The sequence below is a fragment of the Brevundimonas sp. GW821-FHT09G01 genome, from assembly GCF_059416065.1.
This window is the reverse complement of sequence record NZ_JBWKOL010000003.1, coordinates 224,163-248,736: the sequence shown is the minus strand read 5'-3', so window position 1 is coordinate 248,736 and position 24,574 is coordinate 224,163. Positions and strand designations below refer to the sequence as shown.

Annotated in this window: 20 protein-coding genes; 8 read left to right on the top strand and 12 right to left on the bottom strand. The window is 70.9% G+C overall.

The genetic code is table 11. The annotated features are described in order from the left end of the window. Nucleotides 1-9: 9 nt before the first annotated feature. On the top strand, nucleotides 10-1,284 hold the full coding sequence (locus AC07NB_RS08605) for a bifunctional folylpolyglutamate synthase/dihydrofolate synthase (protein ID WP_494570429.1): 1,275 nt from the start codon (nucleotides 10-12) through the stop codon (nucleotides 1,282-1,284). 3 nt (nucleotides 1,285-1,287) lie between these two features. Here AC07NB_RS08605 and trxA read toward each other — a convergent pair whose 3' ends face one another. The 7 genes from trxA to AC07NB_RS08570 all read right to left on the bottom strand — a co-directional run bounded on the left by trxA (nucleotide 1,288) and on the right by AC07NB_RS08570 (nucleotide 11,382). Next, nucleotides 1,288-1,635, bottom strand: a complete 348-nt coding sequence (gene trxA / locus AC07NB_RS08600) for a thioredoxin (RefSeq protein WP_291833835.1) — start codon at nucleotides 1,633-1,635, stop codon at nucleotides 1,288-1,290. Between the two features lie 109 nt (nucleotides 1,636-1,744). Continuing rightward, on the bottom strand, nucleotides 1,745-5,188 hold the full coding sequence (gene addA / locus AC07NB_RS08595) for a double-strand break repair helicase AddA (protein ID WP_494570430.1): 3,444 nt from the start codon (nucleotides 5,186-5,188) through the stop codon (nucleotides 1,745-1,747). Beyond that, entirely contained in the window at nucleotides 5,185-8,256 is a 3,072-nt protein-coding gene (addB, locus tag AC07NB_RS08590; protein ID WP_494570431.1) for a double-strand break repair protein AddB, read from the bottom strand. Before addB ends, addA begins: the two co-directional genes overlap by 4 nt. Continuing rightward, nucleotides 8,253-8,948: an N-acetylmuramate alpha-1-phosphate uridylyltransferase MurU gene (gene murU / locus AC07NB_RS08585; RefSeq protein WP_494570643.1), complete on the bottom strand. Its 696-nt coding sequence runs from the start codon at nucleotides 8,946-8,948 to the stop codon at nucleotides 8,253-8,255. Before murU ends, addB begins: the two co-directional genes overlap by 4 nt. A 29-nt stretch (nucleotides 8,949-8,977) precedes the next feature. Beyond that, nucleotides 8,978-10,066, bottom strand: a complete 1,089-nt coding sequence (gene amgK / locus AC07NB_RS08580) for an N-acetylmuramate/N-acetylglucosamine kinase AmgK (protein ID WP_494570432.1) — start codon at nucleotides 10,064-10,066, stop codon at nucleotides 8,978-8,980. Further along, nucleotides 10,059-10,526, bottom strand: a complete 468-nt coding sequence (gene tsaE / locus AC07NB_RS08575) for a tRNA (adenosine(37)-N6)-threonylcarbamoyltransferase complex ATPase subunit type 1 TsaE (RefSeq protein ID WP_494570433.1) — start codon at nucleotides 10,524-10,526, stop codon at nucleotides 10,059-10,061. The genes amgK and tsaE overlap by 8 nt, the downstream gene beginning before the upstream one ends. After that, a complete protein-coding gene (locus AC07NB_RS08570) occupies nucleotides 10,519-11,382 on the bottom strand; it encodes a GNAT family N-acetyltransferase (protein ID WP_494570434.1) in 864 nt (287 codons plus the stop codon). Before AC07NB_RS08570 ends, tsaE begins: the two co-directional genes overlap by 8 nt. Nucleotides 11,383-11,478: 96 nt before the next feature. Here AC07NB_RS08570 and AC07NB_RS08565 point away from each other — a divergent pair, with 96 nt between their 5' ends. Together AC07NB_RS08565 and AC07NB_RS08560 are read left to right on the top strand one after the other, a co-directional pair. Then, nucleotides 11,479-13,605 (top strand): S9 family peptidase, encoded by a 2,127-nt coding sequence (locus AC07NB_RS08565; RefSeq protein WP_494570435.1) that lies wholly within the window; start codon nucleotides 11,479-11,481, stop codon nucleotides 13,603-13,605. Between the two features lie 83 nt (nucleotides 13,606-13,688). Continuing rightward, entirely contained in the window at nucleotides 13,689-15,785 is a 2,097-nt protein-coding gene (locus AC07NB_RS08560; RefSeq protein WP_494570436.1) for a S9 family peptidase, read from the top strand. Nucleotides 15,786-15,853: 68 nt separating this feature from the next. Here the strand turns inward: AC07NB_RS08560 and AC07NB_RS08555 are convergent, their stop codons facing one another. Further along, on the bottom strand, nucleotides 15,854-16,159 hold the full coding sequence (locus AC07NB_RS08555; RefSeq protein ID WP_291835886.1) for a hypothetical protein: 306 nt from the start codon (nucleotides 16,157-16,159) through the stop codon (nucleotides 15,854-15,856). A 178-nt stretch (nucleotides 16,160-16,337) separates the two neighbouring features. Between AC07NB_RS08555 and AC07NB_RS08550 the strand changes: the two genes are divergently transcribed. Then, nucleotides 16,338-18,371 (top strand): AsmA family protein, encoded by a 2,034-nt coding sequence (locus AC07NB_RS08550; protein ID WP_494570437.1) that lies wholly within the window; start codon nucleotides 16,338-16,340, stop codon nucleotides 18,369-18,371. Between the two features lie 31 nt (nucleotides 18,372-18,402). Further along, nucleotides 18,403-19,275, top strand: a complete 873-nt coding sequence (locus tag AC07NB_RS08545) for an alpha/beta hydrolase (RefSeq protein ID WP_291835881.1) — start codon at nucleotides 18,403-18,405, stop codon at nucleotides 19,273-19,275. A gap of 3 nt (nucleotides 19,276-19,278) precedes the next feature. Here the strand turns inward: AC07NB_RS08545 and AC07NB_RS08540 are convergent, their stop codons facing one another. After that, on the bottom strand, nucleotides 19,279-20,169 hold the full coding sequence (locus AC07NB_RS08540) for an SDR family oxidoreductase (protein ID WP_494570438.1): 891 nt from the start codon (nucleotides 20,167-20,169) through the stop codon (nucleotides 19,279-19,281). A 99-nt stretch (nucleotides 20,170-20,268) separates the two neighbouring features. On the opposite strand from AC07NB_RS08540, the gene AC07NB_RS08535 reads away from it, so the two are divergent. The 3 genes from AC07NB_RS08535 (at nucleotide 20,269) to AC07NB_RS08525 (ending at nucleotide 23,110) form a co-directional block, all read left to right on the top strand. After that, nucleotides 20,269-21,099, top strand: a complete 831-nt coding sequence (locus AC07NB_RS08535; protein WP_494570439.1) for a helix-turn-helix transcriptional regulator — start codon at nucleotides 20,269-20,271, stop codon at nucleotides 21,097-21,099. 217 nt (nucleotides 21,100-21,316) lie between these two features. Continuing rightward, complete coding sequence (locus AC07NB_RS08530) at nucleotides 21,317-21,619, top strand: hypothetical protein (RefSeq protein ID WP_494570440.1); 303 nt, start codon at nucleotides 21,317-21,319, stop codon at nucleotides 21,617-21,619. Between the two features lie 45 nt (nucleotides 21,620-21,664). Next, entirely contained in the window at nucleotides 21,665-23,110 is a 1,446-nt protein-coding gene (locus AC07NB_RS08525; RefSeq protein WP_494570441.1) for an AMP nucleosidase, read from the top strand. A 17-nt stretch (nucleotides 23,111-23,127) separates the two neighbouring features. Here the strand turns inward: AC07NB_RS08525 and AC07NB_RS08520 are convergent, their stop codons facing one another. Genes AC07NB_RS08520 through AC07NB_RS08510 form a run of 3 tightly spaced genes read right to left on the bottom strand, consistent with a single transcriptional unit; the run spans nucleotide 23,128 to nucleotide 24,563 of the window. After that, entirely contained in the window at nucleotides 23,128-23,274 is a 147-nt protein-coding gene (locus AC07NB_RS08520) for a hypothetical protein (protein ID WP_492311846.1), read from the bottom strand. 51 nt (nucleotides 23,275-23,325) lie between these two features. Further along, the gene (locus AC07NB_RS08515) at nucleotides 23,326-23,787 is read right to left on the bottom strand and encodes a phasin family protein (protein ID WP_291835862.1); all 462 of its coding nucleotides are present in this window, start codon (nucleotides 23,785-23,787) and stop codon (nucleotides 23,326-23,328) included. Between the two features lie 26 nt (nucleotides 23,788-23,813). Next, on the bottom strand, nucleotides 23,814-24,563 hold the full coding sequence (locus AC07NB_RS08510; RefSeq protein ID WP_494570442.1) for a creatininase family protein: 750 nt from the start codon (nucleotides 24,561-24,563) through the stop codon (nucleotides 23,814-23,816). Nucleotides 24,564-24,574 lie beyond the last annotated feature (11 nt).

The window sequence follows — 24,574 nt, the reverse complement described above, 5'->3', positions numbered from 1 at the left end:
AAAGCGGCCATGGACCCGATTTCCGAACGCCTGCGCGCGCGGCACCCCCAGCGCATCGACCTGTCGCTGGACCGGATGCGTGTCCTGTGCGCGGCGCTGGGCGAGCCGCAGCATCGCCTGCCGCCGGTCATCCACGTCGCGGGCACCAACGGCAAGGGCTCGACCGTCGCCCTGCTCCGCGCCATCGCCGAAGCCGCAGGGCTGAAGGTCCACGTCTATACCTCGCCCCATCTGGTGCGCTTCAACGAGCGCATCCGGCTGGCGGGCGAACTGATCACCGACGAGGCCCTGAACGCCATCCTCGACCGCATCGAGGCGGTGGCGAGCGAGGCGACGGTGTTCGAAAGCACCACGGCCGCCGCCTTCGTGGCCATGAGCGAGACCCCCGCCGACCTGGCCATTATCGAGGTCGGGCTGGGCGGTGTTCTGGACGCCACCAACGTCATTGAACGCCCGCTGCTGAGCCTGATCACCCCGGTCGATCTGGACCATGCCGAGTTCCTCGGAACCTCGCTGCGCGGCGTCGCCGTGGAGAAGGCGGGCATCCTCAAGCCCGGCGCGCGCGGCCTGATCGCGCGGCAGGCCCCGGAGGCGATGGAGGCCATCGAGGCCGCCGCCCTGGCCGTGGGCGCGCCCCTGACCGTCATGGGCGTGGATTTCGACGCCTGGGCCGAGCGCGGGGGGCTGGCCTTCCAGGATCAGGAGCGCTTCCTCGACCTGCCCGCGCCCGCCCTGGCGGGACCGCATCAGATCGACAACGCGGGCCTGGCCGTCGCCGCCGCGCTGGAGCTCGACCTGCCCGAGGCCGCGATCGCTGAAGGCCTGCGGACCGTGCGCTGGCCGGCCCGGATGCAGCGGTTGACCGAAGGCCCCTATGCCGAAGCCGCCCGGGCCGCCGACGCCGAGCTGTGGCTGGACGGCGGGCACAATCCGCACGCGGCCCGGGCCTTGGCCCTGACCCTGGCCCGGCGGCAGGCCTCGGCGCCCCGACCCACGGCCCTGATCGTCGGCATGCTGGGCAACAAGGACGCCGGCGGTTTCTTCGAGGCGCTGAAGGAGTCCGGCGCGACCGTCTTCACCGTCGGCTTCGACGGCGCGGCCGCCGAACCCGAGGCGCTGGCGGCGGTGGCGCGCGGCCACGGCCTGGGCGCGACGGCGGCTGGAACCGTGGAACAGGCGCTGACGCACGCGCTCCGGCTCGGGGCCGGGCGCGTGGTCATCTGCGGGTCGCTGTATCTGGCCGGCGAGGTCCTGGGCGCGGCGCGCGAGACCTGGCCGACCTGACGATCAGGCGGTGGCGGACGAGGCGGAGGTGATGCCGCTTTCAGCCAGCCATTCGACGATCTTGCCCTTGGGCATGGCGCCGACCTTCATGGAGGCCATCTGGCCGTCCTTGAACAGCATCAGGGTCGGGATGCCCTTCACGCCCAGCTTGGACGGGACCATCGGGCTGTCGTCGATGTTGACCTTGGCGATGGTGACTTGGCCCTGCAGTTCGTCGGCGATCTGCTCCAGCGCCGGACCGATCTGCTTGCAGGGGCCGCACCATTCCGCCCAGAAATCGACCAGCACGGGCTGGGACGCCTTCAGCACATCGGCTTCGAAGCTTTCGTCGGTGACCTTGACGGTGGCCATTGCGGTTCTCCTGGCGGCCCGCCAGGCAGGCGCGCCTCATAAAATCAGCCGGCCATCATAGGGTGATTCCGGCCCGTTGCAGTCGATGTGGGATGCCGGAGGCGGCAAATCAACGGACTAGGGCGGCGTCCATCAGGGCGGCGGGCACGGGCATCAGCTTGGGCCCGTCGGTCCAGACCAGCGCCGCCTCGACCGGGCGGTCGGGATAGATCTGTCTCAGTATCGAGACGTAGATCGCCAGTTGCAACACATAGGCCGGATCGGCGTCTTCGATCCGGTCCGGGGCCGGGCGGTTGGTCTTGTAGTCGACGACCAGGACCCTGTCCGGCGTGATCACCAGCCGGTCCATCCGCCCGGAGACGGCGACGCCCGCCGCCCGTCCGGTGAGGGCCACCTCAGGCCGCGAGCCGGGGCCGAACACCGGGGCGAAGCGGGCGTCCTCCAGCACCGAGAAGGCGGCGGCGATCATCTCGCCGCGCTGATCGTCGCTGAGGTCTCGCTCACGGGACAGCAGGCGTCGCGCCGCATCGGGCCGATCGGCCGCCGCGATCTCGGGCAACCGCTCCAGCAGGCGGTGGATCAGGTCGCCGCGCCGGAACCGGCCGAGGCTTCCCGCCGCCACGGCCAGCGGCGACGGGGCGGGCAGACGCAGCACCTCGTCCATCTGCGACGGCGCCGCGATGCGCGCGGTCGGATCGGGCGCCGGCGATACCCCCGCCCAGGCCGGAACGACCATCGTGGCCGCGGTCGCGGCTCCCTGCGGTGGAAGCCGGGCCGGATCGGCGCCGAACCGGCGCACCCCGTCCGCCTCATGCACCCGGTCGCCGAGCTGATCGAAGGTCCCGGTCAGGACATCCCACCAGCTGCCCTCGTCGAAGCCCGTCTTCGTCTTCGTGCTTCCCCGACCCATGATCACGATCCGGTCGCGGGCGCGTGTCAGGGCGACGTAGAGCAGGCGCAGGGTCTCGGCGTCGGTGCGCGCCTGCCGGGCGTCGCGTGCGGCCGCGGAGGCCTCGCAGTCATCCGCCGAGCGGCCGGGGCACATCAGCCACGCCTCTGAACCGTCTTCCAGCGCCACCGGCATCAGGGCCGGCCCCTGCGCCTTCGCGCGGCTGGTGGTGTCCGGCAGGATGACCACCGGCGCCTCCAGCCCCTTGGCCCCGTGTACGGTCATGACCCGCACCTCGCCGCGTGGGCCCTCCAGCTCGCGCTTCACCTCGACGTCCGCGGCCTCCAGCCGGGCGACGCAGGTTTCCAGATCCACCGCGCCGCGATCCTCGGCGGCCAGCACCTGGTTCAGAGTCTCGTCAATCGCCTCCTCGGCCTCGCGGCCCAGGCGGCGCAGCACCCGCGCCCGGCCCGAGACTCCGGTCTCGTCCACGCGGTTCAGCAGGGCCGAGAAGAAGCCGAACGGATCGCGATCCCGCGCCGACAGGGCGAACTGCAGCATGTCCCGCGCGCGAGACCACTCCAGCCGCTCCCCGGCTCTATCGCGCAATTCCCGCCACAGCCGGCCGCGCTTCGCCGTCGCCCCGGCCAGGGCGAACAGGCTGTCCTCGTCCACGTCGCAGAAGGGGCTGCGCAGCACCCCCGCCAGCGACAGGTCGTCGTCGGGATAGAGGACGAAGCGGGCGAGCGCGATCAGGTCGTCGAAGACGATGTGCGACGACAGCTTCAGCCGGTCCGCCCCCGCCACGGGCACGCCCGCCGACTTCAGGGCGCGGATGATCTCCTCGAAGGTGGCGTCGCGTCGGCGCACCAGAATCAGGAAGTCGCCATAGCCCGACGCTCGCGGCTGTCGCGTCCGGCGATCGTACACGGCCACGCCGGTCTCCACCTGACGCCTGATGTCCGCGGCGAGGTCGGCGGCCAGCCGCTTGCGCGCCGAGGCGACGGACTCATGGTCCACCGGCGCATCCCAGGCTTCGCGCTCCGGTCCCTTGATCTCCTCGTGCAGCGGCCACAGGTCGACCGATCCGGCCTGGCCCTCGCGCATGGCGGCATGGGGCGGGATGGCCGCCAGCCCGGCGCCGACCAGGGCGCGGGTCCGCTCGGCGCCCTCGAACACGGCGTCGACGAAGCCCAGCACCTCCGGCGTCGAGCGGAAGGACTTGGCCAGCTCCACGCCCTCGAACCGGGCGTCCGCGCCCCGCGCCAGCATGTCATAGCGCTGGGCCTCCTGCCGCAAACGCTCGGGCCGGGCTCCTTGGAAGGAGTAGATCGACTGCTTCTCGTCGCCGACGGCGAAGACCGTCCGGTCCAGCCTCTCCCCCGAGGCTGGCATGGGGGTGAAGCGCCGCCCGCCCTCGCCCGCGAAGAAACCCTCGGTCAGGGCCTTGAGGATGTCCCACTGCTGGGGCGCCGTATCCTGCGCCTCGTCGACGAGTACGTGCTCGACTCCGCCGTCCAGCTTGTACAGCACCCAGGCCGCCGAGGCCCGGCGGGTCAGGAGGTCCACCGTGCGCGCGACCAGATCGCCGAAATCGAGCGCGCCCTTGGCGATCTTGGCCTGGTCATAGAGGTGGGCGTGGGCCTGGGCCAGGGTCAGGACATGGATGGTGTCGCGCGCCACCCTCACCCGCTTCAGCCGCTCCAGCACGGCGACGTATTTCAGCTGCAGATCCATTAGCAAGGCGCCCGCCGCGGGCGGCGCCTTGGCCGTCGCCATGGCCTTGCGCGGCTCGCCGCCGGTCAGGAAGACATTGGCCAGCCCGGGGAAGGTCCAGGCCGCCTCTCGCATCCGGTCGGCGCATTTCTGGTCGTTGGTCGAGCCCGTCGCCATGGCCGCCGCCGTCTCCAGCCACTGGCCCCGGTCGAGGTATCGGATGAAGTCGGCCTCCAGCCCCTCGACCGTGTCCTCGGGATGGGCGCCCGCCACCGCATGGGGCCCCGGGGCCGTCCCGTCGGCGACGCGGGCGGTATAGGCGACCAGCTTGTCCCGTTCGGTCTCGATCATGGCCAGCAGCGACTGGAACGAGGCCCAGTCCAGCTCGACCGCGAAATGGCTGTAGGCCTGGCCGATCACGCCGTCGGCGTCGCGCAGGGCGGCCCGGGCCAGATCCTCGCGCGCCGAATGCGACAGGGCCGTCGCCGCCTCGTTCTCCAGCACGGTGAAGCCCGGCGTCACCCCGGCCTCGATGGGGAAACGGCGCAGCAGCTTTTCGCAGAAGGCGTGGATGGTCTGGATCTTCAGGCCGCCCGGCGTCTCCAGCGCCTTGGCGAACAGACGGCGCGCGTCCGACAGCTCCGGCCCCGACAGGCGGGCCGGATCGCGCCCGTCCAGATCGGCCAGCGACTGCGCCAGGCCGGCGTCGTCCATCACCGCCCATTCGCCCAGCCGGTCGAACAGCCGCGCCTGCATCTCAGCGGCGGCGGCCTTGGTGTAGGTCACGCACAGGATCTCGCCCGGCTGGACCTCGCGCAGCAGCAGCCGCGCCACCCGGTCGACCAGGGTCGAGGTCTTGCCCGAGCCGGCGTTGGCGGTGACGAAGACCGACTGGCCGGGGTCGGCGGCGGCGATCTGGGCGGGATCAGGCAGGATACGCGCGCTCATTCCGCATCCCCCTCGTCGCCGCCGACCACATGCCACTCCCAGACCCGCGCCAGGTGGTCGTAGTTGCCGCCGAAATTGCCCATGAACTGCGGCGCGACCCAGCTGAGATAGGGCGTCTCCTCATGGTCGAACCGTTCGATCCGCGCGGTCAGCCCCGCCAGCGCCGCCTGCGACAGGGCCATCGCCTCCGCGCCCGCCGCCCGCACCGCGGCCTGCCCCGGCTCCTTGCGGCCGACGACGCGGACATAGGTCAACTCCTCCGGCTCGACCGGCCCGGCATCCTTCAGCCCGGCCTCGGCCAGGATGGCCCCGGTCAGGGTCAGCTGGGGCGAGAAGCCGGTGCGCACCTGTTTCGGCGAGGGGATGGAGCCGGTCTTGAAGTCCAGCACCGCCGCGCCCGTGGCCGACAGTTCGATCCTGTCGGCCTTGGCGGTCAGCTTGAACGGTCCCGCCGGGGCCGGGATCAGCATCTCGACCCGTTCCTCGACCCGGATTTCAACCCCGCGCGCCCGGCGTTCAGCCTCGAACCCGGCCAGCCAGACCGCGCTGTTGCGAGCCAGCGGCGTCTCCCGCGCCATGGCCGCGTCCTCGAACCCGGCCGAGGTCAGCTCCTCCAGCAGCAACCGTTCCAGCTGGTCGGCGCTGTCCTCGGGCAGGACGTCGGGCCAGGACAGGGTCAGCCGTTCAACCGCCTTGTGGACGGCGTTCCCCCGCGCGATCGCCTCGGCCGACTGACCCGGCCGGTCGAGTTGTCTCAGATTCAGGACATAACGCGCATAGACGGCGTAGGGATCGCGCACCCAGCGCTCGACCCCGGTCACCGGCAGCTCGCGCGGGCGCCGGTCCACGGGCGGGCGCGGCGCGGGTCGGGGCGCATATTCGGGCGTCAGGCGCGCGGGCGCGTCCAGCGTCCGCGCCTGATCCAGGACGGCGGATGGTCGGGCGATCGACACCGGCGTCGTGGGCGTGTCGGCGCCCCGCGTCAGCATCTCCAGCCGCCACAGCCAGCGCGACTTGACCGCCGGCTGGCCGCCGCGCCGCTCGCAATGCACCAGTATGGCCTCGTCGGCGCTGGCCGCCTGGACAAAGTCCTGCGCCGTCTGGCCCAGGCGCCGCTCGGGCGGCGGGAGTTGCATTGTCCCGCGCATGGGACGCGACAGGAAGGGATCGGTCGGGGCGGCGTTGGGCCAGACTCCCTCCTCCAGTCCGGCCAGGATCATGCGGTCGGCCCGCACCAGACGGGCCTCGATGGCGCCGAGGATGCGCAGGCGCGGCTGGGTCGCTCCGCCGGTGCGCACCGTCTCGTCGGTCAACAGGCCGTGAACCAGTTCGGCGAAGTCGCCGCGCGACACGGCGCCCAGGGACCCGCCGCCCTCGATCAGGGCCGACAGCAGGCCGGCCGCCGCCTCCCCGTCCGGTCCGGCCCAGGCGTCCTGCCCCGCCACCGCCTCGATCAGCCCCGTTAGGGCGCGCGCCGCGGCGTCCAGCGGGGCCTCGTCCAGGAACGGCGTCCTCGCTTCGGCGAACAGGGCCTCGAGGCGGTCCAGCAAGAGCCGCGCAGCCAAAAGTCTCGCCTGCGTGACGTCCGACGGAATCCGTCCGTCGTCGCGCGGCTGTCCCGCCTGGAACAGGGCCTTGCGCGCGCGGGACCAGTCACGGCGGCGCGGACCGCGCAGGGCGAAGGCCTCCAGCGCCTCGACCGCGGCCCGGAAGTCTGTCTCGCCAAGGTCCAGCCGGACCAGCGGATGTTTGAGCAGGCCCAGCAGGGCGTGGGGATCCAGCGGGTCGGCGATGAAGCGGACCGCGAGATCGACCAGCCGCCCGCCGGCCATGCGCGACAGGGGCTGGCCCGAGGACACGTCGGCGCTGACGCCCCAGCGCTCCAGCCGCGCCGCCACCCGGCGGCCCAGCGCCAGATCGGGCGTGACCAGGGCGCAGGTCTTGCCCGGCGTCTCCAGTGTCTCGCGCATCATCAGGGCGATGGCCGCCGCCGCATCCTCCTCGGCTCGAGCCGTGACCACCGACAGGCCGCGCAGCCCCTCGGCGATGGGATCGGCCGACTGGGTTCCCGCCGCCTCGGCGCGCATGGCGCGGATCAGCTTGCGCCAGTCGTCGGTGGCGTCGGCGGGCCGGAGGGCCTCGTTGAGCAGCCGCTGGCGGGCGCGGCCGCGCGCCTCCAGGGCGGGTTCGACGGACGGGCGGAACCAGCGGCGCACGGCTTCGCGCTCGACCCGGCCCTCGAGCAATCGCCACAGGGCGTTCTGCGGGTGTTGCTCGTTGTCTCCCAACCGGGACCAGACCGCCGGATCGAGGTCGATATCCAGTCCAGGCAGGACGACGCAACCCTGCGGCGCCTTGGCGACCGCAGCCAGCACGTCTGCAGCGGCCGGCGCCGAACCGGTCGAGCCGGCGGCGATCACCGGATGCTCGGGCGGTCGCGTCTCCCAGCTGTCGGCCAGCAGCCGCAGCAGCTTCGCCCGTCGCCAGGCGGGATCCACCAGCCCGAGCGCGGCCAGCCGCTTCGGCCATGTCTCGACGGCGAGACCAAGAAACCGCGCTGATTCCCGCCAGTGTTCAGCCAGATCGCCCTCGACCAGGGTCGCGACCTTGCCGATGTCCTTGATCTCTTCCAGGTGGCAGGAATCCAAGAAGCCGCCCAGCGCGTCCGCCAGCTCCAGCGCGCGAAGGGGCGACAGGTCCGAGCGGAATTCCTCGACGATCATCCGCGCCATCTCGAAGCGGCGGGTCAGGGGGGCGATGGCCGGCGGCAGGTCCAGCCCGACCTCGCCCGGCGCGAAGGGCGGTTCGTCCTCTTCCAGATCCCCCAGCGGCCGCACCTGCGGCAACAGCACCGGCCGACCGCCCGCCTGTTTCGTCAGGGCGGCGGTGAAAGCCCGCGCCGCGCGGCGGTTGGGCAGCAGGATGACCGCGTCCGACAGGGTCTCGGGCGGCCTGTCGCCCAGCCAGTCCAGCACGCCCGCCGCCAGATCCTCGAGGAAGGGGCGATAGGCCTCGACCGCGTACCAACGAGGGGTCTCTCCGGCGAAGGGATCGAACCGCGCGGTCATACCGCTCCAGTCAGCTTCGCCTCGGCCTCGTCGCGGGCCTGCGGGTCGCCGACGTGCATCCAGTCGCCGTCCATGACCACGCCGTACAGCCGCCCGGCCGCCGCCGATCGGCGCCAGAACTGGCTCAGCGAGAAGGCCCCCTCGGGACCGTCGGCGACATAGTCAGGCCGGCAGATGTGCACGCCCATATAGGCGAAGGGCGCGGACGCCGCCTCGCCCCGGAAGGTCAGCTTGCCGTCGTCGCCCAGGAAGAAATCCCCGTCGCCCTCGAACCCGATGGAGCCTTCGCGCCGCGCGAGAAGAAGCGCGACATCCATGATTGACGGATTCCACAACCGGGCGAGTTGATTCAGGGCGTCGTCCCGATCCAGCCAGACGCTGTCGATATTGGCCACGAAGACCGGGTCGTCGCCCAGCAGCGGCGCGGCCTTCTTCAGACCCCCGCCCGTCTCCAGCAGGGTTTCCCGCTCATCGGAGATGACGATCTCCGGCCCGCGCCCGCGCGCCGCGAGGTGGCTTTCCAGCCGATCGGCGAACCAGTGGACATTGACCACGGCCTTCTCCACGCCCGCATCAGCGAGCCGGTCCAGCACATGGTCGATCAGGGCGCGTCCAGCCACCTCGACCAGGGCCTTGGGCCGGTCGTCGGTCAGGGGGCGCATGCGCGTGCCGAGACCGGCGGCCAGCACCATCGCGGTCTTGGGCGCGGTCTTCGGAGCGGTCATCGGCGGCTGGCCTCCGGCACGTGGGCGTCGAACCAGGCGCGGACGGTCTCGAGCCCCGGCTTCTGCAGATTGGCGTTCAGGTGCGCCCACATGCGCGGCATGAAGGCGCGGTAGCGCGGCTTGCCGTCGCGCACGACCAGCCGGGCGAAGATGCCGAGAATGCGCGCCTCATTCAACGCCGCCAGTCCGGCGTAGTCGCGCATGAACACGGCCCGGTCGACGCCCGGACGCAGGCTGAAATAGTGATCCAGCGCCCTGGCCTCCAGCGCCGGCGCCACGTCGCGGCGGGCGTCCTGCAGCAGGGAGTGGAGATCCCACGACGGGTGGGCGCGCACGGCGTCCTGGAAGTCGATCATCCCGACCATGGCCGCCCCCTCGCGGTCCGGCAGGCGGATCAGGTTCTCGGCGTGATAGTCGCGGTGCGCCATGACCGTGGCCCCGGCCGCGCCGCGCTCGACCACAGGCCGCCAGGCCGCGCGCCAGTCGGCGACGGCGGCGTCATCGAAGCTCAGGGCCGGGTCCAGCGCCGGCATCCATTCGACGAACAGGTCGGCCCCGCCCTGCAGCGCCGTCTCGTCATAGACCAGCAGCGGCCAGTCCCCCGCCGCCCCGCTCAGCCGCACGGGCGGCTCGACCGCGTGCAGGGCGGCCAGGGCCTCGACGGCGGCCAGATAGAGCGGCTCCTCGGCCTCTCCCGCCTCGATGACCCGGGCGAACAGGGCGTCGCCGAAATCCTCCAGCACGGCCAGTCCGGCGGCGGCGTCGACGGCGATGATCTCCGGCGCCGACAGGCCGAGCGCCCGCAGGTGGTCGGCCACGGCGGCGAAGGCCTCGATCCGGCCCGCCGACAGCCGCGCGGTGGCGTTCCAGCCCGAGGCCAGCCGCTGCGCCGGCGTCCACGCCGGATCGGCCGGCGGGCTTTCGGCGTTGGCCGGCTGGTCCATCAGCATCAGCGACCGCCCGTCCGCCGTGGTCAGCCGCTCATAGCGCCGCGTCGAGGCGTCGCCGGGCAGCGGATCGCGCACCGCCTCGGCAAGGCCGGCGGCTTTCAGGAACTCGAGACGAAGGGCTTCGCGGTCAGACATTCAGGTCCTTCAGTTTCTCGGCCCAGGCGCCCGCGCCGGACACCGACGCGCGGCGGCCGTCGCCGTCCTCGGCCAGGATGACCGTCAGCCGGTCCGGTCCCAGCCAGGGGCCGGGATCCTCGCCCAGCCGCTCGGGCCATTCGATGATCGCACAGCCTTCGTCCAGCGCCTCGTCCAGCCCGATCTCGGCGGCCTCTTCCGGCCGGGTCAGGCGGTAGAGATCGAAATGCGCCACCGGCGGATCGCTCTCGTAGAACTGCACCAGGGTGAAGGTCGGCGACGGCACGTCCTCGTCGGGCGAGGTCAGGGCCCGGATCAGGCCGCGCGCCAGCGTCGACTTGCCCATGCCCAGCGGCCCGTACAGCAGCACCGTCTCGCCCGGCGCCAGCAGGGGCGCGATCGCCGCGCCCAGCCGGGTCGTGGCGTCCGCGTCAGACAGGGTGAAGACGGCCTCAGGCAAAGTCGGCGTCCGGCTGGCTGGGCAGGACCCGTTCGGTGAAGGCCTTGAGGGCGTAGGTCGCCTTGCCCGCGTCGATGTCGAGGCGCGCGGCCGGGATCGGCTTGCCGACCATCAGCTGGAACGGCTTCTTCCGCTTGTTCAGCAGCTCGTGGAACAGGGTGATGTCCCGCAGCTCCTGCGACACCTGGTCGAACCAGTGGAACAGGCGGGAATAGGGGCCGGCCACATGAATCGGGACCACCGGGGCGTCGTATTTCCGCGCCAGGGAGGCGGCGGTCGAGGCCCACTCCGGATCGGTCACCGAGCCGTCCTTGCCGATCCGCGCCAGCCGACCGGCCGGGAACATGACCACGCAGCGTTCGGCCTCGAAGGCCGCCTTGGCGGCCTGCAGGGTTTCGCGGGTCTTCTCGCGGGTGCGCTTGTCGACCACCCACTCCACCGGGATGACGGTCTCGCCCAGCCGCGGCGAGACCCGCAGGGCGTCGGCGTTGGCGAAGAAGATGGCGTCCGGCCGCCGCGTCTTGATCGCGTCGAACACCGCGATCCCGTCGGCGATGCCGGTCGGATGGTTGGCGACGATGATGCAGCGCCCCGTCGCCGGGATGCGCTCGGGGTTCATCACCGAGACCTTCAGGTCCAGCAGGTCGCTCATATAGTCCAGCGCCGCCGCGCCGGAGAGGGGCCGGACCGCGTCGGCCATGCGCACGGCCTGGCGGTAGTTGAGCAGCCGGTACAGCACCGGCCGCACCACCGGCCAGAAGGCCGACGCCGTCAGCCGGGGCGCGCGCTCGGCGATCAGCACGTCGCAGATGTGCGGCGCGGGACGAACGGGCATGGCGGCGGCGGGGGCGGTCATTCGAGGCCGGTTGTCGCCGCTCGCGGGGCGGACGGCAAGCGGCTTGGCGGCGGCGGGAAGCGTGTTACCTCTTGCGCTGGACCTGGAGGGGTGAAGATGGCGATCCGGATGGAACTTCTGGTCGGCGCGGCGGTGCTGGCGCTCGGCGCGGGCGCGGTTCCGGCCTCGGCCCAGACATCGGCCCAGACGCCGGCTCCCGCGAAGGCGCCGGCCGCGACGGACGCTGCGCCTTCGACCCGGCCCACGGCGGCCGGCGGGCTCAGCCCCGGCCAGCTCGCGATGATGGAGCGGGCTTCCGATCCCCGCCTGTCGCCCGACGGCCGCCGCGTCCTCTACAACCTGCGCACCACCGACTGGGCGGGCAACCGCGGCGTCGGCGCCCTGTGGGTGATCGAGGCCGACGGGACCTCGCGCCGGCTGGCCGCATCCGACGGCGGCGCGGCCTCGGGCCGCTGGGCGCCGGACGGGAACAGCGTCTATTTCCTGTCCAGCCGCGGCGGGTCGAACCAGGTCTGGCGCGCCGACCGCGACGGCCAGGCCGCGACCCAGGTCACCACCCTGCCCGTGGACGTCACCGCCTTCCGCCTGTCCGGGGACGGCCGGACCCTGATCGTCGCCCTGCCGGTCTTCCTCGACTGCGCCGACCTGGACTGCACGCGCGACCGGCTGAAGGCGCAGGCCGCGCCGGGCTCGACCGTGCGCGGCTATGACCGCCTGCCGCTGCGGCCGTGGGACAGCTGGAACGACGGGCGGCGCAGCCATCTGTTCGCCCTCACCCTCAACGCCTCGGGCCTCGCGGCGGGGACGCCGCGCGATCTGATGAGCGGGCTGGACGGCGACACGCCCTCGCGGCCGCTGGGCGACGACAGCGAGTTCACCCTGTCGCCCGACGGGACCCGGCTGGTCTTCCAGACCCAGACCCAGGGCCGCACCGAAGCCCTGACCAACAACACCGACGTCTGGACGGTCCCGGTCGCGGGCGGCGCGCCCGTGAACCTGACCCAGGCCAACACCGCCCCCGATTCCAATCCGACCTTCTCGCCCGACGGCCGCCGCCTCGCCTGGCTGGCCGGGCGGCGCGAGAACGTCTACGGCGACCAGCCTGTCCTGATGATCGCCGACGCCGACGGCGCCAACGCCAGGCCGGTCGCCGCCGACTGGGATCGCGGCGCCGCGGGCCTGCGCTGGCGGCCCGACGGTCAGGCGCTGTACGTGCTCGCCGCCGAGAACGGCCAGCAGAAGCTGTTCGAGATCAACGCCCGCACCGGCGCGGTCCGGGCGATCACCGACCAGGGCACGGTGTCGGGCTTCGACGCGGCGGGTGATCGGCTGGTGCTGGCGCGCGAGACCTTCACCGGCCCGTCCCAGATCGTCGAGGCCGGCCGCGACGGCCTGACGCCCCTGACCCGCCACAACGCCGACCTGCTGGCCGGGACCGACCTGCCGGCGGGCGAAAGCTTCAGCTTCCCCGGCTGGAACGGCGAGGCGGTGCAGGGCTGGACCTTCAAACCGGCAGGCTTTGTCGAGGGCCGCCGCTATCCGGTCGTCTATCTGATCCACGGCGGGCCCAAGTCGCCCTGGACCGACGGCTGGAGCTACCGCTGGAACCCGCAGATCTACACCGGCGCCGGGTACGGGGTGGTGATGGTCAATTTCCACGGCTCGCCGGGCTTCGGCCAGGCCTTCACCGACGCCATCAACGACCATTGGGGCGACCGCCCGCTGGAGGACCTGCAGAAGGGCTGGCAGACCGCCCTGGACCGCAACGGCTGGATGGACGGCGGACGCGCCTGCGCCCTGGGCGCCTCCTACGGCGGCTACATGGTCAACCTGATCGCCGGACGCTGGAACGGGCCGTGGGACTGCCTGGTCAACCACGCGGGCGTGTTCGACGTGGGCCAGCTGATGAACGCCATGGACATCGGCAACTTCAGTTCCGAGTTCGGCGGCGCCTCATGGGAGAAGCCGGAGCTGTACCGCGCCTTCAGCCCCAACACCTACGTGGGCGACTGGTCCAAGCCCATGCTGGTGCTGCACGGCTCGCGCGACTTCCGCGTGCCCGTCGAACAGGGGCTGGGGACCTTCTCGGCCCTGCAAAGGCGGGGGATCGAAAGCCGCTTCGTGCATGTGCCGGACGAGAACCACTGGGTCCTGAAGCCGCGCAACTGGGTCGACTGGCAGTCGGAAATCCTCTCCTGGACCGACCATTACACGGCTGAGTGAGGCGACGGAGCGCGACTTTCGCTGCGTTTCACGTGGTGCTACGCCAGCGGCCAAGTTGGCGATCAAGCCATGAGGAACCGCCCATGCGTCACCGCTCCCTGCTCTCGTGCGCCGTCGCCGCCATCGCGCTGGCGACCGCCGTCCCCGCCCTGGCCGAGGCGCCCGCCGCCTCCCCCGCTCCGGCGGCGTCCCAGGCGCGCGAGGCCTTCGACTACAACGACATGATCTCGGCCAACCGGCTGGGCGATCCGCAGGTGTCGCCGGACGGCCGCTGGGTCGTCTATTCGCTGACCACCACCGACGTGGCCGCCAATCGCCGCGCCGGCGCCCTGTTCGTGATCGACCTGCAGAACCCGGGCGAAGGCCGCCGTCTGGCCATCAACGAGGGCGGCGCCAACACCGCCCGCTGGGGTTCGGACGGCAAGCTGTATTTCCTCTCGGGCCGTTCGGGCTCGAGCCAGGTTTGGCGCGCCGAGGCCGACGGGACCGCCCCGGTGCAGGTGACCAATCTGCCGCTCGACGTGAACGCCTACCGCCTCAGCCCCGACGCCGCGCAGGTGGCCGTGTCGCTGGCCGTCTTCCCGGAGTGCGAGACGCTGGCCTGCACGGTGGACCGCAACAAGGCCGTGGCCGACGATCCCTCGACCGGCCAGACCTATGACCGCATGTTCGTGCGCCACTGGGACACCTGGAACGACGGCACGCAGAACCACCTGTTCGTGGTTCCGACGGCCGGCGGCCGCGACCCGGTCTGGGTCACCCGCGGCTTCGACGGCGACACCCCCTCCAAGCCCTTCGGCGACGAGAGCGAGTTCACCTTCACCCCGGACGGCCAGGGCATCGTCTTCTCGGCCCGCGAGGCCGGCAAGTCCGAGCCGTGGAGCACCAATTTCGACCTCTACCAAGTCGCCATCGCCGAACCGGGCCGGCTGACCAATCTGACCGACGCCAACGACGCCTGGGACACCGGCCCCGTCTACTCGCCGGACGGCAAGACCCTGGCCTACCGCGCCATGGCCCGCCCGGGCTTCGAGGCTGACAAATATTCGATCTTCCTGCGCGACGTGGCGACGGGCCAGACCCGTCAGATCGCCGCCGACTGGGACCGCTCGGCCGACACCCTGCAATGGTCGAAGGACGGCCGGACGCTGTACACCACCGCCGGCGACGTCGGGCAGACTCGCATCTTCTCGATCGACGTCCGCAACGGCTCGGTCGTGCCGATCACCGGCCCGGGTCACGTCTCGGCCTTCCAGCAGACCCCTTCGGGCTTCGTCTTCGCCCAGGACACCCTGACCCGGCCCAGCGAGCTGTTCGTCAAGACCTTCCGGGGCCGCGAGATGCCCGCCCGGATCACCAATGTGAACCCGCAGCTGGACGCCAAGGCCTTCGGCGAGGCCGAGCAGTTCAACTTCCCGGGCTGGAACGGCGAGACGGTCCACGGCTACGTCATCAAGCCGGCCAACTATGTCGAGGGGCGGAAATACCCGGTCGCCTTCCTGATCCACGGCGGGCCGCAGGGCTCGTTCGGCAACGGCTGGTCCTACCGCTGGAACCCCGAAACCTACGCCGGCGCCGGCTACGCCGTCGTCATGATCGATTTCCACGGCTCGACCGGCTACGGCCAGGCCTTCACCGACTCGATCAGCCAGCACTGGGGCGACCGCCCGTTCGAGGACCTGCAGAAGGGCTGGGCCGCCGCGCAGGCGAAATACGGCTTCCTGGACGGCGACAACGCCTGCGCCCTCGGGGCCTCCTACGGCGGCTATATGATCAACTGGATCGCGGGCAACTGGCCGGGCGAGTTCAAATGCCTGGTCAACCACGACGGCGTCTTCGACATCCGCGGCATGGGCTACGGCACCGAGGAGCTGTGGTTCACCGAGTGGGAATACGGCGGCACCCAGTACGAGAACCCGCAGGGCTATGAGCAGTTCAACCCGGTCCACCACGTGGCCAACTGGCGCGACCCGATGCTGGTGGTCCAGGGCGACCTCGACTACCGCATTCCCACCGCCCAGGGCCTGTCGACCTTCACGGCGCTGCAGCGTCGCGGCATCGACAGCCGCCTGCTGTTCTTCCCCAATGAGAACCACTGGGTGCTGAAGCCGGCCAACAGCCTGCAATGGCACAACGAGGTGTTCGGCTGGCTGGACAGGTATCTGAAGCCGGCGAACTGATCGCCGCTTCAGGCAAGAGAAAGGGCGCTCCCGCCGGGAGCGCCCTTTTTCATGGCCGTCGTCCGGTACTAGCGGGCGGTGCGGGCGTAGGTGGTCGCGGCGCTGACGTAGCGGGCGTGCTCGACCGAGGTCATGCAACGCGGCGTCGACCAGGCGGGATCGGACGGCTGCAGCGCCAGGGCTTCGCGGGCGGTGATGAACACCGGCGCGGCGCCGTGTTCCCGCGTGAAGGCGCGGCGGGTGGCGGCGTCCGTGCCGCAGACCAGCACCGGTCGGGCCGTCGACGACTGGGCCGCATCATGGGCGACGGCGGGCAGGGCCGACAGGGCGGACGCGGCGACCGCGAGGGCGGCAAGGGCGCGGATGGTGCGCATAGGAGTTCCTCCAGAACGCCTGAAATGCTCAGGACTCGGAGCGAATAATGCGCCAAACGCAGCAGATGTAAATGTTATGTGACGTTTGAAAGTATGAAATTTGACATGAGGCCAAACGCCGGTCCTGAGGCTTTCGGTCCCCTCATGCGTTGTGCAGGCTTCGACGGAGCCGTACCGATTGCCCAACCCCTTGAAAGACAATCCGAACTGGCTGGCCTTCCGCGACCGCGCCCTGGCTCCGGCGGGGGCCCGTCTGCGGGAATGGCGCGACAACGACCCCTTCATCGCCGCCGCCCGCCGCCCGGGACCGGCCGAGAAGACGGCCGTCGCCATCACCCTGCTGCTGATCCTCGCCGTCGTGGCCTTCCTGATGCTGTTCGACTGGAACTGGCTGCGCGGTCCGATCGGCCGCTGGGCCTCGGCGAAGTACGAGCGTGAGATCGAGCTGAACGGCGAACTCGACGTGAAGCTGTTCAGCTGGACCCCGTCGGTCCAGGCCCGCGAGATCCGCGTCGGCGGCCCCGTCTGGGCGCGGGAGCGCGACACCCTGCGCGTCGCCGACCTGCAGGCCTCGGTGCGGCTGCGCGCCCTCTTCATAGGCCGGATCGAGATGCCCATGGTGGCCATCACCCGTCCCGAGGCCGTGCTGATCGCCACCGAGGACGGCCGCCAGAGCTGGAAGCTGAACCCGGACAGGCCAGACGACGGACAAGGCTTGAAACTGCCGCCGATCAACCGGCTGATCATTCGCGACGGCGAGATTTCGCTCGATGAACAGCGCCGCAAGATCAGGCTGGAGGCGACCGTCACCGCCCGCGAGGGCTCGGACGGTCGGGCCGGCTTCAATCTGCAGGGCGAGGGCACGATCAACGGCACGCCCCTGACGCTGGCCGTGCACGGCGGCCCCTTCATCAACATCCGCCGAGACCATCCCTACGCCTTCCAGGCGACGCTGGCGGGCGTCGGCTCCCGGCTGGAGGCGCGCGGCTCGATCACCCGGCCCTTCGACCTGGGCCAGTTCCGTTCAACCCTCAGCCTGCAGGGCCGCGACCTGGCCGATCTCTACCTGCTGACCGGCATCACGACGCCGAACACCCCTCCCTATCGCCTGTCGGGGACCCTGACCCGCGACGACGCCAAATTCACCTTCAGCGACTTCGCCGGTCGAGTCGGCTCCTCGGACCTGTCCGGCGACCTCGTGGTCGACAAGGTCGGCGACCGCCGCCGCGTCGACGCGGTGCTGCACTCCCGCTTGCTCGATATCGACGACCTGGCCTCGGTGCTGGGCGGTCGACCGACGGTGACCCCCGCGGGCAATACGGTCGTCACCTCCGGCCAGCCCGGCCGCCTGCTGCCCGACGCCCCGCTGGCGGTCGAGCGCCTGCGCGCCATGGACGGCACGCTGAGATACACCGCCGCCCAGGTGAAGCGGAACGAGCTGGATATCCGCAAGGTCGAGCTGGGGGCGGAGCTGAAGGACGCCGTCCTCGATCTCGATCCGGTCGCCTTCAACTTCAACCGGGGGGAACTTCGCGGCACGGCGCGGATCAACGCCAAGCGCGACACCCCTTACAGCGCCATCGACTTCCGTCTGCGCGGCTATCCGCTGGAATCCATCATTCCCGCGCGCGGCGGCGCCCCCACCGTGACCGGCAGCGCCCTTGGACGCGCCCGGCTGGAAGGCCCCGGCGCCTCGATCCATGACTTCGCCGCCGCCTCCAAGGGACAGATCACGCTGGTGGTGCCGCACGGCAAGATGCGCTCCGCCTTCGCAGAACTGCTGGGCATCAACGCCACGGCGGGCCTGTTCAGGCTGCTGGGCGGCGACGAGTCCACGACCGAGATCCGCTGCGGCGTCGCGGACTTCAGCGTCGCCGGCGGGACCGCCACCGCCCGCACCTTCGTCATCGACACCACCCCGGTGCTGGCCCGGGGCGCGGGGACCATCGACCTGGGGGCCGAGACGATGAACCTGCGCATCGATGGCGAGACCAAGCAGGCGCGGCTGGTCCGGCTCTGGTCGCCCATCGTGGTGCAGGGACCGCTGACCGCGCCGCATGTGGGCATCGACACCGGTTCGGTCGTGGCCCAGGCCGGGCTGGCGGGCGTCCTCGGCGCCGTGGTCAATCCGTTGATCGCCCTCCTGCCCTTCGTCGATCCAGGCCTGGCGGAGGACGCCAATTGCGGCGCGCTGATTTCTTCGGCCCGATAGGCGACGCAGCCTTGGTCCGGAGCGGCTCTTCGTGCGTATCTGGGGCATGACCCGACGCGGCCTTCTCGTCCCGACCCTCGGCGCCCTCGCCGCCGCCTGCTCTCCCCTCGGCCTGCTGAACGGCCTGGGTCCCCGCGACGGAGGGGTGCGCCGCGCCGCCCACAACCTGTCCTATGGCCCGGACGACCGGCAAACGCTGGATGTCTGGACGCCCCTCGCGCCTTCGACCGGCCCGCGGCCCGTGCTGGTCTTCTTCTATGGCGGCGGCTGGTACGCGGGCGACAAGGACCTGTACGGCTGGGCGGCCCAGGCCCTGGCCGCGCGCGGCTTCGTGGTCGTGGTCCCCGACTATCGCCTCGTGCCCGAAGTCCATTTCCCCGCCTTCATCGAGGACGCGGCGGCGGCGACCGCCATGGCCGGACGGATCGCGGCGCAGTACGGCGGCGACCCGGCCCGACTGGGAGTGATGGGCCATTCGGCGGGCGCCCATCTGGCCATGATGATCGCGCTGGACCGCCGCTATATGGCGGCCGTCGAGGCGCCGGACCTGATCAAGGCCGCCGCCGGACTGGCCGGCCCCTATGACTTCCTGCCGCTGGACACGCCGTCCTCGATCAACGCCTTCGGCCGCGCGCCTGACTTGACCCTGACCCAGCCGGTCTCCTTCGTCCGCGCCGACGCCCCGCCGATCTGGGCCGGGCACGGTACGACGGACAAGATCGTTCACGCCGAGGACACCACCATCCTGTGCGAGCGGATGCACGCCGTCGGCGGCCGCTGCGAGGCCAAACTCTATCCCGGCCTGTCGCACGAGGACCTGATCGCGACCTTCTCGCCCCTGTTCCGCAAGAAGGCCCCGGTGCTGGACGACGTGGTCGCCTTCTTCCACCGCGAACTGGGCTGAGCGTCAGACAGCGTAGTTCATCGCCTTCAGATCCGCGATCAGGCTCGGCCCCTCGGGGGTCCAACCCAGGCGCTCGCGCGTCCAGGCGCTGGAGGCGGTCATGTCGAGGCCCGCGAAAATGCTCATCCAGCCGAAATGGGCCGCGGCCTCTTCCGACGAGAGACTGACCACGGGCAGGTTCAGCCCCGCCCCCAGCGCCTCGGCGATCTCGCGCGCGGAGACGCCTTCCTCGGCGACCGCGTTGTAGCGTGCGTTCCGTTCGCCCCGGTCCAGCGCCAGCCGATACAGCCGGGCCACATCCAGCACATGGGCCGCCGACCAGCGGCTCGCGCCATCGCCGACATAGGCCGACACGCCCTTGTCGCGCGCGATGTCGAGCAGCCAGGTGATCAGACCTTGCCGCACCGGGTCGTGCACCTGCGGCAACCGCACCACGCGCACATCGACGCCCTCGACCTTCAGGACCTCGCCGGCCTCCTCGGTGGCGATGCGGGGATTGGGGTGCGATCGGTCGAAGACGGACTCGACCGCGAGCCGACCATGACCTCCGCCGCCCATGCCGACGCCCGAGGTGATCAGCAGGGGCCGGTCCGAGCCCTTCAGCGCGCCGCCCAGCGTCTCGATCGCGCGGCGGTCCTTCTCGCAGTTGGCGACGAAGTTGGAGAAGTCGTGGTCGAAGGCGGTGTGGATCACGGCGTCCGAGGCCGCCGCGCCCGCGCGCAGGCTGTCCAGGTCCTCGATGTCGCCCCGCCAGGGCTCGGCGCCGGCGGCGATCAGGGCGGCCGCGCCCGCATCCGAGCGGGTCAGGCCCAGCACCTGATGCCCGGCGGCGAGGAGCTCGGGCACGATCCTCGATCCGATGAAGCCGGTCGCGCCGGTCAGGAAAACACGCATGAAAAGGTCTCCGAGTTGTTCGCGGAGAGCTCTGCGCCTACGGTTCATGCTGTTAAAGTAGTGGCTTTATCCCAGTATAATGATCACCCGGATCGCCCCATGACCGCCCCGCCCACCAACCGTCTCGGCGCCTATCTGCGAGACCGCCGCGCCCGGCTCGACCCGGCCGCGCTCGGTTTCCCGGCCGGTCGGCGGCGCACGCCCGGTCTGCGCCGCGAGGAGGTGGCCCAGCGCGCCAACATCAGCCCCACCTGGTACACTTGGCTGGAGCAGGGCCGGGGCGGCGCGCCGTCGGCCGACGTGCTGAACCGGATCGCATCGGGCCTGATGCTGACCGAGCACGAACGCGAGCACCTGTTCATCCTCGGCCTCGGCCGCCCGCCCGAGGTTCGCTACCGGGCCGTAGACGGGGTCACGCCGCGCCTGCAGCGGGTGCTGGACGTGATGGAGACCAGTCCGGCCATCATGAAGAACGCCACCTGGGATGTGGTCGCCTGGAACCGCGCCGCGGCCGCCGTCCTGACCGACTATGGGGCCCTGCCGCCCGAGGGCCGCAACGTCCTGCGCCTGATCTTCACCCATTCGCGCGTGAAGGCCGCCCAGGAGGACTGGTGGGCCGTGGCCCGCTACGTGGTCGCCGCCTTCCGCGCCGACGCCGCCCGCGCCGGCGCGGGCGACGAAATCAGCCGCCTGGTCGAGGAGCTGTCGCGGCTCAGTCCCGAGTTCGAGACCCTCTGGCGCGAAAGCCACGTCATCGCCCACGGCGAGGGGCTGAAGCGGCTGCACCACGCCGAACTGGGCGTGCTGGAGCTGGAGTTCTCGACCTTCGCCGTCGAGGGCCGGCCCGAGCTGGCCATGGTCGTCTACAATCCGGTGGCCGCCGCGGACGCCGACCGCATCCGCGCCCTGGTCGCCGCCCGCGCGCCCTGATCGAGGTCAGCCCCGTCAGTGGACAGCCGCCCGGATCAGCGCATTCTGCGCCGCGGGAGAACGCCGCCATGAAGATCGCCGCCGTTGCGGTTGGGCATCGAGCGGCGGCAGTGGCTGCAGGAGCGCGCGTTCGAGAACGCCGTCGTCGCGGAAACGGACGAACGTTGGTGCGAGCGTTGGAACGCGTCCGCCCGGACGGATGCCCGGGTCCGGGTTCATGGCCGGCGCCGGGGCGTACAACGCCGACGCCCTGTATCGCTTCACCCCCGGCGCCGATCATCCGCTGACCGAGATCGACAACGAAAGCTGGCGCGACATCGACCTGCCCGCCCTGCTGCCCACCGGCCTGGAAATCTGGAAGGGCGTCTCGTTCAGCTATGACGGCATGACCGCCCGGACCGCCCTATGGCGTCCGTCGGACGGCAACTGCTGCCCCTCCGGCGGCGAGGCCACGCTGGAGTTCGAAATCCGCGACGACCGGCTGGTCCTGACCCGATTGGTCAAGGACGACGCGCCTTAAGCTCCGCCGTCTCGCCAAGGTCATGATCTTCCGCTAGGGGAGGTCATGACAAACACGATGACAGCACAGGCGGCGCTGGACCGCCTCGAAACCCTCTACAGCCAATCCGTCGCCAATCTGCGCGACGCGGTGAAGACCTTCCTCGCCACCGGCGAGCGCCCCGACGCCGCGGCCCGGGCCACCGGCCTCTTCTCCTATCCCGAGCTTCGCGTCAGCTGGTTCGGCGACCGGCCGGCCAATCTGGCGACCCGCTCCTACGCCCGCCTCTCGCGGCAGGGCGTCTATTCCACCACCATCACCCGGCCCGACCTGTACCGTTCGTACCTGAACGAACAGCTCAACCTGCTCGAGGACGACTACGGCGCGACCTTCGACGTCGGCCCGTCCGAGCAGGAGATCCCCTTCCCCTACGTGCTGGACGGCTCGGACGTGGTGCTGGACGCCAGCATGACGGCGGCCATCGCGCGGTATTTCCCGACCACCGACCTAGCCCACATCGGCGACGAGATCTCCGACGGCCTGTTCGATCCGGCCGAGGACTTCCCGCTGTCGCAGTTCGACGGCCTGCGCACCGACTTCTCGCTGGCCCGGTTGCGCCACTACACCGGCACCCCGGTCGAGGACGTGCAGAACTACATCCTGTTCACCAACTACAACCGCTACGTCGACGAGTTCGTCCGCTGGGCGCTGGAGCAGATCAAGGATCCGAACAGCATCTACGAGACCTTCTCGACCTCGGGCGGGGTGGTGGTCACGCGCGATACGCCCAACCCCGAGGCCGTCGTCGCCGACGCCGCGTGGAAGAAGCACCAGATGCCGGCCTATCACCTGACCGCGCCGGGCTGGAACGGGATCACCCTGGTCAACATCGGCGTCGGCCCGTCCAACGCCAAGACCATCTGCGACCACCTGGCCGTCACCCGGCCGCACGCCTGGATGATGATCGGCCACTGCGGCGGCCTGCGCCCGTCGCAGACGATCGGCGACTACGTCCTGGCCCACGCCTATCTGCGTGACGACCACGTGCTCGACGCGGTGCTGCCGCCGGACATCCCCATTCCCTCGATCGCCGAGGTCCAGCGCGCCCTCTACGACGCGGCCAAGATGGTCGCCGGCGCGCCGGGCGAAGAGGTGAAGAAGCGTCTGCGCACCGGCACCGTCGTCACCACCGACGACCGGAACTGGGAGCTGCGCTATTCGAAGTCGGCGCTGCGCTTCAACCAGAGCCGCGCCGTCGCCATCGATATGGAATCCGCCACCATCGCCGCCCAGGGCTATCGCTTCCGCGTGCCCTACGGGACGCTGCTGTGCGTGTCGGACAAGCCGCTGCACGGCGAGATCAAGCTGCCGGGACAGGCCAACCGCTTCTACGAGGGCTCCATCTCGGAACACCTCCAGATCGGCATCCAGGCCGTGGATCTGCTGCGCGCCGAAGGCAACCGCCTGCACTCCCGCAAGCTGCGCGCCTTCGACGAGCCGCCGTTCCGCTAGGATTGGGCCGTTAAGCCCTATTCGTCGTCGCCGCCGAAGGCCTCTTCGACCTCCTCCTCGGTGATCCGTTTCGACGGGTCGCCGGGCTGGTTCAGGTTCTGCTCTTCGGTGCCGTCGCCCATCATGCCGGGATGCGGGTCGGTCTTCTTGGGATCGTCAGCCATCTGGGCCTCCGTTGCTACAAAGGCGGAAGCCTTGGCCGCGCGACTCGTTCCCTACTTCCGGAGCCGTTTCGCATTGGCGGTGGCCGCCGCGTGGATCGGCTGCAGGGCGTCGGTCTGAAGCTTCATCAGGGCCGCGCCCATGGCCCAGCCGTCCTGCATCGAACGGGTCCAGGCGTTGGCCGCCCACAGCCCCTGGGCGGTCATCGCCTCGGCCGGAGTGGTCGAGGTCATCACCGCGTCGAAGGCCCGGCTCGCCGCCGCCGTTTCGCGCGCGGCCACGGTCTGCGCGGTCTGGGCCAGCGCCATCGCCCCCGTCATGCCCACGCGGGCGGAGGCGGCCATGGCCTCGACCTTCTCGGAGCTCATCAGCGACAGTTCGCGCATGTCGGCCTTGGACGGATCGCGCATCGCGTCCGCGACGATGCCCAGCCGCCGGGCGATCACGTCGCCCGAGGCTTGCATCAGTTCCTGTCCGGCGCGGGCGGCGCGGGCGGCTTCGTCGATGGGGCTCATGCCAGGACCGTGCGCTTCGCCGGAGGCTACGGCAACACTTCGTTCGAGAAGTCGGCCACGTCCTTCAGCAGGGCGGGCACGGAAGCGTCGATGATCGTCTGGCCGTGCTCGGGGCTGGCCAGGGCCGGATCGGAGCCGATGCGGCCGTCGGGGAAGCGGGCGCGATAGTCCAGGGCGTCGCGGATCGGCCCCGTGGGCGCGATCTTGGGGCTGTAGTCCGCCGTCTTGATCCGGTCCGGATAGGCGGCCTGGGTGACGGCGATCTCGGACGGGGTGGCGTGCATGCCGTGGCCGGTCGGGAACAGGCGGTTGCACAGCCCGTGCACCCCCGGCAGGTCCCACCAGTTGCGCAGCTTCAGCACGAAGGGCGGACGCTCCTCGACAAAGCTCCACTCGGCGTAGATCTCGGCGAAGGTGGCCTCGATGGTGGCGACGTTGCCGCCGTGCCCGTTGAGGAAATAGATCCGCTCGAAGCCGTGCCGCTGCAGCGACATCACCCAGTCGGTGATCGCGGCCATGAAGGTCGAGGGGCGCAGCGAGATGGTGCCCGCGAAGGCCAGGTGGTGCTGGGCCATGCCGATGTTGAAGGTCGGCGCCACGACCAGCGACTCATCCTCCTTCTCCGCCGCATGGGCGATGATCTCGGGGCACAGCCAGTCGGTGCCTAGCAGGCCCGTCGGCCCGTGCTGCTCATTCGAGCCGATCGGCACGACCGCGGTCTTGGTGGTCTTCAGCCGGGCGTCGATCTCGGGCCAGGACGACAGGTGGATCAGCATGGGCGGGCTCT